This is a genomic window from Elusimicrobiota bacterium (assembly GCA_041658405.1).
GTDB lineage: Bacteria > Elusimicrobiota > UBA5214 > JBBAAG01 > JBBAAG01 > JBBAAG01.
Map to the genome: position 1 here is coordinate 35,653 of JBBAAG010000017.1, position 8,313 is coordinate 43,965.

The window sequence follows — 8,313 nt, forward strand, 5'->3', positions numbered from 1 at the left end:
ATATTTATTTGAAACTTATAATAAATGAAAAAGGAGTAGATGTAAATGTTACTGCCAAAAATGAAAAAGTTGTTTGTTAACCCGGGGATTGAGTACCGCGGTGCGCCGTTCTGGAGCTGGAATGATACGATGGATGCAAATGAGCTTGTCCGCCAGGTTAATGACATGAAGTCTGTCGGGATGGGCGGGTTCTTCATGCATTCGCGTGACGGGTTAGAAACTGAATACATGGGGAAAGACTGGTTATACTGTATCCGCAGCGTTGTGGATGAAGCAAAAAAAGTTGGGATGCATGCGTGGCTCTATGACGAAGACCGCTGGCCTAGCGGCTTCTCCGGCGGGTTAGTAACCCAGAACGGGCCTAAATTCTGGGCAAAAGGGTTAACCTTAACATTACTTGACACGTACCCCCAGAGTTTTCCTGCGGATACTGAACTGCAAACAATCCTTGCGGTGTTTATTGTGAGTATTAACGGGAATAAACTAAGCTCCTGCAAACGCGTACAGGATATTAAAGTACCGCAGAAAGTGTTGAAAACAGAAAAAGTTGCGGTATTCAAAATGGAAGCATCCCAGCCGATGGACTGGCATAACGGGTATCCTTACTGCGATAACCTCAGCCGTGATTCCGTAAAAAAGTTTATTGAAACAACATATGAGGCGTATTATAAAGAAGTAGGTGATGCGTTTGGAACCGCGATCCCGGGAATATTTACGGATGAGCCGCATATACACGGATTCCGGCCTGCGGAAAAAAATACGAGGTTTGTCCCATGGACGATAGAATTTGTTTCATTTTTTGAAAACCAGCGGGGGTATGATGTCCTGGGTGTAGTACCATACCTGTTTTTTGATGGAGTGAAAAGCCGGAAAGTTTCGCATGATTATTGGCATACAATTGCCGAGCTTTACCGTGAAGCGTTCTCAAAACAGATATATGATTGGTGTGAGGATCATAAGATAAAACTTACCGGCCATTATCTTTCAGAAGAATCGTTAAATACGCAAGTTCATACTGCCGGCGCAATTATGCCTCTGTATGTTTATGAACAACAACCCGGGGTGGATATTTTAGCGGAACAATTCCGTGAAATTACTACGGTGAAACAGTGTACGTCAGTAGCTAACCAGTTTGGCCGTAAACGCGTATTATCCGAACTATATGGCTGTACAGGCTGGGAGTTTACGTTTGAAGGGCAAAAATGGGTGGGTGATTGGCAATACGCGTTAGGCGTGAACTTCAGGTGTCAACACCTGGCGTTGTATACGTTACGCGGTTGCGCGAAACGCGACTACCCGCCGTCGTTTAATTACCAGAACTCGTGGTGGAAACAAAACAATGTGGTTGAAGATTATTTTGCGAGGTTGTCATTAACATTAAGTGAAGGTAAAGCAGTCCGTGACATTTTATTTATCCACCCTGTTTCTACAGCATGGTCGTTATACACGTCTTACGCCAAGCATTTGATTACTCCTTATAACGATGCGTTTAAGAATTTGTCGAAGATGTTAATATCGCTTCACCGTGATTATGATTACGGTGATGAAATGATACTTGAGGAATACGGGAAAGTTACCGGGAAAACAATAAAAATAAATAATGCTGCGTATAAAGTTGTACTGCTGCCTCCTGCATTAACATTATTTTCGAATACCATGAATTTACTGAAAAAGTTTATGAATAACGGCGGTAAGGTTATTGCCATAAAACCATTACCGGTACTTGCCGATGGGAAAAGCAGTGCTGACCTAAAAAAACTGTTTAAACATAAAAATATGACAGTACTGCCGGATATACAAGCATTGGAGAATGCGTTGACACAGGTACTGCCCCGCAGTATTTCGGTGACTGACGAGTTAGGGATTGAAGTCAGCGATATTGTATCCCACGAACGCGAAGTTGAGGGTTATACCGTTTTATTCTTAGCGAATATGAGCAAGGATAAAACGTATACAACAAAAGTGCGGGTAAAAACACGCGGGGCCGTGGAAGAATGGAATCTGTTAACCGGTGAAATTGAAGAGTGTAACGCAGTGGTTAACAACGGGTATCTTGAGATAAAACCCGCGTTTATGCCGGTACAGTCAAGGTTATACGTTATCCGTCAGGGAGGTAAGGTTAAGAATGAAGTTAAGCCTCAACGTAATGAAACCTTAGTGTCTTACCCGTTTGGCCCTGTGTTTAAACACCGCAGGTTGGATCTAAACTCATTACCGCTGGATTTTTGTGAGTTCAAATTTAACGGGAGTGAGTGGTCACAGGAAATGCCGGTATGGCATGCTCAGAGGTTAGTCCGCGAAAAACTTGGTTTACGTCAGGTTGCCGGTAATGGCGGGTTGCAACGGTGGAAATGGATAAACGAAAAAGTAAATATTGGCCCAGCGGAGTTTGTGTTGAAGTTTAAGTTCAAGGTTAAAAATATCCCAAAACTTCCCGCATTTTTTGTGGTGGAAGGAGCGGAACAGTTTGAGATCGAGCTCAACGGTAATCCTGTCTCAAATAAATCATCAGGATGGTGGTGTGACCGCAGTTTTGATAAAATCGAGTTACCCGGCATCATTGCAGGCGAAAATGTGGTTACATTAAAATGTAACTATAAGAATAGTATGCAGGTAGAGGATTGTTATCTTGTTGGTGATTTTGGTATTGACAGTAACACAAAAGAAGTTGTGAATGAACCTGGCGTTCTGCGGTATGGAGACTGGTGTTTCCAGGGATATCCGTACTATGGTGGGAGCATGGAATACCTTACGGAACTTGAACTCGATCCTAAAGGGGATGAAAAATATTATTTTACGTTTGGGGAAGCTAAGTGTACCACTGCTGTGGTTAATGTAAACAATAACCCTATACCATTACCCTGGCGTTCCGCACAGCGCGTAGAAATTACACGGTTTGTTAAGCCCGGGAAGAATATTGTTAATATAACCGTTTACGGCAGTCAAAGAAATATCCTTGGCCCGTTGCATGACGCGCGGTATCCTCATTATATGAGTTGCGGGACATTCCGTTCGGAAGGACGGGCGTTTAGTAAGGATGAATACATCTTCCCTTATGGTTTGATGAGCCATACTAAAGTGGAAGTGTCAAGGATTAAGTAAGCCCTAAACTTTAGTTTTTCTTAATGCCGGGAAGTAATGTTTATGCATTACCTCATGCATTTTGTCTTCAGGGAAATAGTTTTTGCCTAATTCTTTGAGGTATACTTCCCATCCAGTCCAGTACGGGATCCGTACTTGCGATTTCAGGATGTCGGGTATTAGTTTTTTCACAAAATCAGGGCTGTAGTCATAGTTACACACAAAACCCACGGCGTTGCTGATATTGTAACCTGAGATAACATACCGCAAGTATTGTTTTGTGAATGATAAAACATGTTCCGCGCGGAGGATGTAGTCTGCATAAGTGTCAATAAACGGAAAATAAACATACCGCCCGCCGCTGTAATCCTTGGTAATAATCGGTGAGGGCATATGGACATAAAAAAGTTTATTCCCCAAAACTTTCCTGGTTTCCCGCATAACGGTATGTGCCTGAACAACATCGGTTGGTACACCATCGAAATATATCCCGTCAAATCCGTAAGTTTTCACTACGCGTTTTAGTTCGGGGATGAATTCCAGGAGGTCGCCCGGATAAAAGAAAGGCGTCATATAAGCAATAACTTTCATCCTGTGTTTATGCGCAGTGGTTAATACCTGCTGAAGTTTGCGCGGGTTAATCGGTAAGTATTTGTAACTTGACCACGCGGCTTCTGTTTTATAAATATCATTCCGCGACTTTATGGCTTTACCTTTTCGCGTAGCAAATCCTTTACTCCACCAGTGAAGCACTAAAACGTTTCCGTACTTACTGTATTTCCTGATCTCATTATCTGAAAGATACGGAGTCCATGTTGTATTGTTCTCACGTGAAACCAGGTGATGGACAATCCTGTGGGTATAAGCTTTTTTGTGGTCATACTCGCGCGGAGGGAATACAGATGTAATAAACTGCTGGCCGTATGTTATGCTGAAAGTTACTGCCCATCCGTCTTTCCCAACCCCTGTACCTGCGTTATTAATTTCTGATACACCGCCATTACCGACTGTGGGGAGAGTATATCCCGCGATTCCTCCATGCGGATCAATCGCGATAAAGTTTTGTTGTTCCACAGAAAAATATTCCGGTGACCAGGTTGAATTATAAACTACTTTTACGGTTGCATATGTACGAAGGTACATCGATGAATCTGCGTTTATCCGGATATTAACACCAAGAGCATACAGCGGTTTGTAAAGAATACATTTATTATCATCAAAATGGTCAACCTCAAGATTTTCAAGGGTAGAGTTTAACCGCATAGTCGCGAGTAAGCGTTGCTTCCCTATTCTCTGATAACACTCAATCGTACCGACAGAGTTTTTGTAGATTTTATACATTGCGCCGGTAGTGGTAACAGTAACAGCTTCTGTTGTATTCTCAACTTTTAGTACCTTCATATCCATACATATAACCCTATCTTTCTTATTACTTATCCAATGTTTTGTGGTTAAACTCTACCGGGTTATCAGTTGACGCGCCGTATGCTCCCATAGCGGTATATTTATAATAAATTTCACGGCTGCTCATCTGCCATACGTGTAACCTTAGCCCGGCTGAAAGTACTTTTTCAACATAACTATCTTCCAATGCTGCAACGTTGAGGCTCAGGCCGGTAACATTAGCTACTTTTGCTTTTGTTATAAGGTCCGGGCTGTAGGGCGGGCGTATCTGTGTTAAAGGATCAGTTTTTGATGCTTGTATCCACTGTACCGGAACCTTAGGAAAATTTTGCCGTAATGCCGTTACTACGTCGTACTTAAAACTTGTGAGGATTATCATATCGAGTGCGTTATATTTCTGCAGTAACTCTTTTAGGTACGGGATGATTGTTACTTCGCTTTTGATTTCAATTTCAACAATCCTGTCCCTAGGGGCTTTAGATATAACTTCTTCAAATAACGGGATTTTATAGCCTTTAAATTTTGGGCCCTTGAAAATCCCAAAATCAAGCGCGCGTAATTCATCAAACGTTACGTCCTTGACCTGTAGGTCAACCCCGGCGGTACGTTTTGTATTAGTATCATGGATAACCACAACCTTTTCATCTTTTGTCAGTTGTACATCAAGTTCTATCCCGTCAACCGGTAACGTCCATGCAAATTCAAATGCCGGCATTGTGTTCTCCGGTACAAGATCACGGGCACCGCGGTGGCCAAATAGTTTCATCTACTCATTAACCTCCAATACATATAGTTTTAACTTATTCTAAAAAACAATAATTTATGAAGTATGTTACAAAAAAATAAGGTAGCTGACAATAGGTGAAATATTGTATGAGCATGACCATAACACAAAAATGTATAATAAAAACAATAAAAAAACGATAATTCTTAAATCAGGAGGTATAGAAGTGAACAAAACATTGTTAACCTTTATATTGGCGGGAACATTATCCGTTTCAAACGTTGTTGCGGAACAAAGTAGTAAACAGGGAGGAGAGTTGAAAGTGTTAATAACATATTATTCACGTACGGGGAATACTGAACGCGTAGTTAATGACGTAGCAAAACTACTGAACGCGGATACAGAAAAACTTGTCGATAAAAAGAGCCGGAAAGGTATACTGGGATTTATCTTCGGCGGTCGTGATGCAGTGAGTAAAAACAAAACTGTTCTTGCTCCGGTTACGAAAGACGCGGGAAATTATGACATAATAATACTTGGCACACCGATCTGGGCGGGTAATATGCCGCCTGCTTTAAGAACGTATGTCGAAAGTACAAAAGGAAAGTTTAAGAATGTTGCGTATATCATAACTTCAGGCAGCAGTACTCCTGAAAAAATCGTTGCCGATCTGGATACCATTGCCGGTAAAAAGGCGGTAGAGTTTCTGTGGTTTGACCATGCGACATTAATGAATAAAGAACAATACAACAAAAAAATTATCGCGTTTACTGAGCAACTAAAAAAGATTGGGAAATAATAGATGATGAGGGTATTAATGAAAAAAATATGTATTACTATGGCTATACTGTCAATATTTGTAGCTTTGACCTGCGCTGAGAACGTTTTTGTTCTTGAAGATTTTGAGGCGGATATTTCCAGTTGCACAAAAAATTCGAGGCTTAATGGTACACTGGAAACCTGCGGGACAGAGTTTGTGGTATCCGGCAAGCAATCGTTGAAGTATGTGGTAGATGACTCAACAACAGCAAAAGTTTCCCGCCCGTTTGTGTTGTACACCCCGAAAACTGCTGACTGGACAGGGTACAATAGCTTGAAGATGTATGTTTTAGCGTTACCTTCGAATCACCTTCTCCGCGAGTACGCGTTTTCTTTGCAGGTTCGTTCACAGAATTATGACCGTCTAAACAAGGCAACATCATCCAGTTTGTTTGTAACAGCCCCCGTAGGCCGGCCGGTGCTAGTAACATTCCCGATTGACAGAATGAATTTTCGTTCTGCAGTTAAGGACGTAGTTGTTTCGTTTATCAACAGTAACGGCGCGTATTATATCGACAAAATAGTGTTAAGTACGGATACGGTAAAAACAATGATGGCGGAATCTATACCAATGGAATCTTCAGGTAATGTACCGCAATGGTATTCGCTTAGGTTTAATCAGGAAGGTAGCTGTTACTACCGCGGGGTATATAATTACGATCCCGGGAAAAAGGTGGAGTTGGTCGTAGAGTATAATAAACCAGTTACGGATAAGATAGAAAAAACTATTGTCATTACTTCCAGTAGTACAGGAAAATCGGTTGAGTATAAGATGGGATTTGAATCAAACGATATAGTTAAAACAGTGGAAGTTGCGCTTACTCCTGACGAAAAAAATGTTGTTTCATTCAACGGAGAAGACTTTGTGTTTATGGTAAAAGATTTGGTACAGATGGTAAAAAGTAACCTAGACACCTACGCTGCACGAAAAAAAACTGGTGATCCCTTCTCCCGCGGTATTGTATCTATGTATGCCGGCCATATTTATGATAAAGATAAGTATCCGGATATCCCAAAGATTATTGATATGCTAAAAGATGCTGGGGTGAATAATTATTCGTACCTTATTTACGGCCAGTCAGCGAAGGAATATGCAAAACTGCCGGGCTTCTGTGCTGCAGCGGCAAAGGAAGGGATTGAAGTATGGGTCTACCTCGTACCCCCGACTGAAGCTCCTATTAACCGCGGGGATAAGGATATACAAAAACGTAAATATCCGCCATTTAATATGGATTATGTTAAATGGATGGTAAAACTTTCCAGGATTTCGTTGAAATATCCTAACCTCACAATGATAATGATCGACGATTTTTATCATAACTGGGCGTATTTCACATTGGACTACACAAAAAAGATGTACGAAGCAATGAAGAAAATTAATCCAAAACTGTTATTAGGCCAATGCGTGTACCGCGAACAGATAGATAATTGTATTAAAGCCGGGTACCTGCCATATATCGACGCGTTCGTCTGGGGGTATCAACACTCCTCTGCTGCGGATCCGGAAGCGGGCTTGGACTGTTCTACGCTGCCAGTCGATATTTATGATTATTACAATCTGTGCAAGGATAAACTTATTTTTCCGTGTATCTACTTCACCCCGCATTCATCCTGGCCAAAAGGACGGCCAACAAAAGAATATCTTGAGAAAGCAATGCAGATCGAGTGGGAACAAACCGGTATTATGTGGGTGTATACCACCCCGCCGAAGGGGTCATGGAAGTATGAGATGATAAAAAAGTTTACCGCAGAACAAAAGCTGGAGTTACTGAAATAATAAAAATTTAAGTTTTAACGCGAGTATGCTTTTATTAAGGATGGAATTCGTGAAACAGTTACGTTTTGGTATAGCAATGGCGGTATTGTTAATTTGTGCATCTATAACCTACGCTGCGGATACTTTTATTCTTGAAGATTTTGAAACCAGTATTTCCAGTTGTATAAAAAATGAGGGGCTTAACGGTACACTGGAAATCTGTGGGACAGAATTTGTGGTGTCCGGTAAACACGCATTGAAGTATTTGCTAGACGATCCAAAAACCGTAAAGTCAGCCCGCCCGTTTGTAATCTATACCCCAAAAATTACTGACTGGACAGAATATAACAGTTTAAAGATGTCTGTTTTATCATTACCTTCAAACCACCTTCTCCGCGAGTATGCGTTTACTTTACAAGTTCGTTCACAGAATTACGATCGTCTCGTTAGTACAACCTCTACTTCTTTATTCGCAATGATTCCTACAGGGCAGCCGATGCTTATAACGTTCCCTATTGATAAAATGAGG

6 protein-coding genes are annotated in these 8,313 nt (G+C 41.4%); 4 read left to right on the forward strand and 2 right to left on the reverse strand.

Annotation, left to right across the window (positions count from 1 at the left end):
• Positions 1-45: 45 nt before the first annotated feature.
• Entirely contained in the window at positions 46-3,102 is a 3,057-nt protein-coding gene (locus tag WC955_04865) for a glycosyl hydrolase (GenBank protein ID MFA5858378.1), read from the forward strand.
• A gap of 3 nt (positions 3,103-3,105) precedes the next feature.
• Here the strand turns inward: WC955_04865 and WC955_04870 are convergent, their stop codons facing one another.
• Positions 3,106-4,482: a hypothetical protein gene (locus WC955_04870; protein MFA5858379.1), complete on the reverse strand. Its 1,377-nt coding sequence runs from the start codon at positions 4,480-4,482 to the stop codon at positions 3,106-3,108.
• A 28-nt stretch (positions 4,483-4,510) separates the two neighbouring features.
• Entirely contained in the window at positions 4,511-5,251 is a 741-nt protein-coding gene (locus WC955_04875; protein ID MFA5858380.1) for a glycerophosphodiester phosphodiesterase family protein, read from the reverse strand.
• A gap of 184 nt (positions 5,252-5,435) precedes the next feature.
• On the opposite strand from WC955_04875, the gene WC955_04880 reads away from it, so the two are divergent.
• The 3 genes from WC955_04880 to WC955_04890 all read left to right on the forward strand — a co-directional run.
• Complete coding sequence (locus WC955_04880) at positions 5,436-6,008, forward strand: NAD(P)H-dependent oxidoreductase (GenBank protein ID MFA5858381.1); 573 nt, start codon at positions 5,436-5,438, stop codon at positions 6,006-6,008.
• Positions 6,009-6,026: 18 nt separating this feature from the next.
• Complete coding sequence (locus WC955_04885; protein MFA5858382.1) at positions 6,027-7,805, forward strand: hypothetical protein; 1,779 nt, start codon at positions 6,027-6,029, stop codon at positions 7,803-7,805.
• A gap of 49 nt (positions 7,806-7,854) precedes the next feature.
• A partial coding sequence (locus tag WC955_04890) for a hypothetical protein (GenBank protein MFA5858383.1) occupies positions 7,855-8,313 on the forward strand: 459 nt, incomplete at its 3' end.

Bases quoted from the DNA above. Each gene is read 5' to 3' on its own strand.
- WC955_04865 (MFA5858378.1), top strand. From the start codon at position 46: ATGTTACTGCCAAAAATGAAAAAGTTGTTTGTTAACCCGGGGATTGAG.
- WC955_04870 (MFA5858379.1), bottom strand. From the start codon at position 4,482: ATGAAGGTACTAAAAGTTGAGAATACAACAGAAGCTGTTACTGTTACC.
- WC955_04875 (MFA5858380.1), bottom strand. From the start codon at position 5,251: ATGAAACTATTTGGCCACCGCGGTGCCCGTGATCTTGTACCGGAGAAC.
- WC955_04885 (MFA5858382.1), top strand. From the start codon at position 6,027: ATGAAAAAAATATGTATTACTATGGCTATACTGTCAATATTTGTAGCT.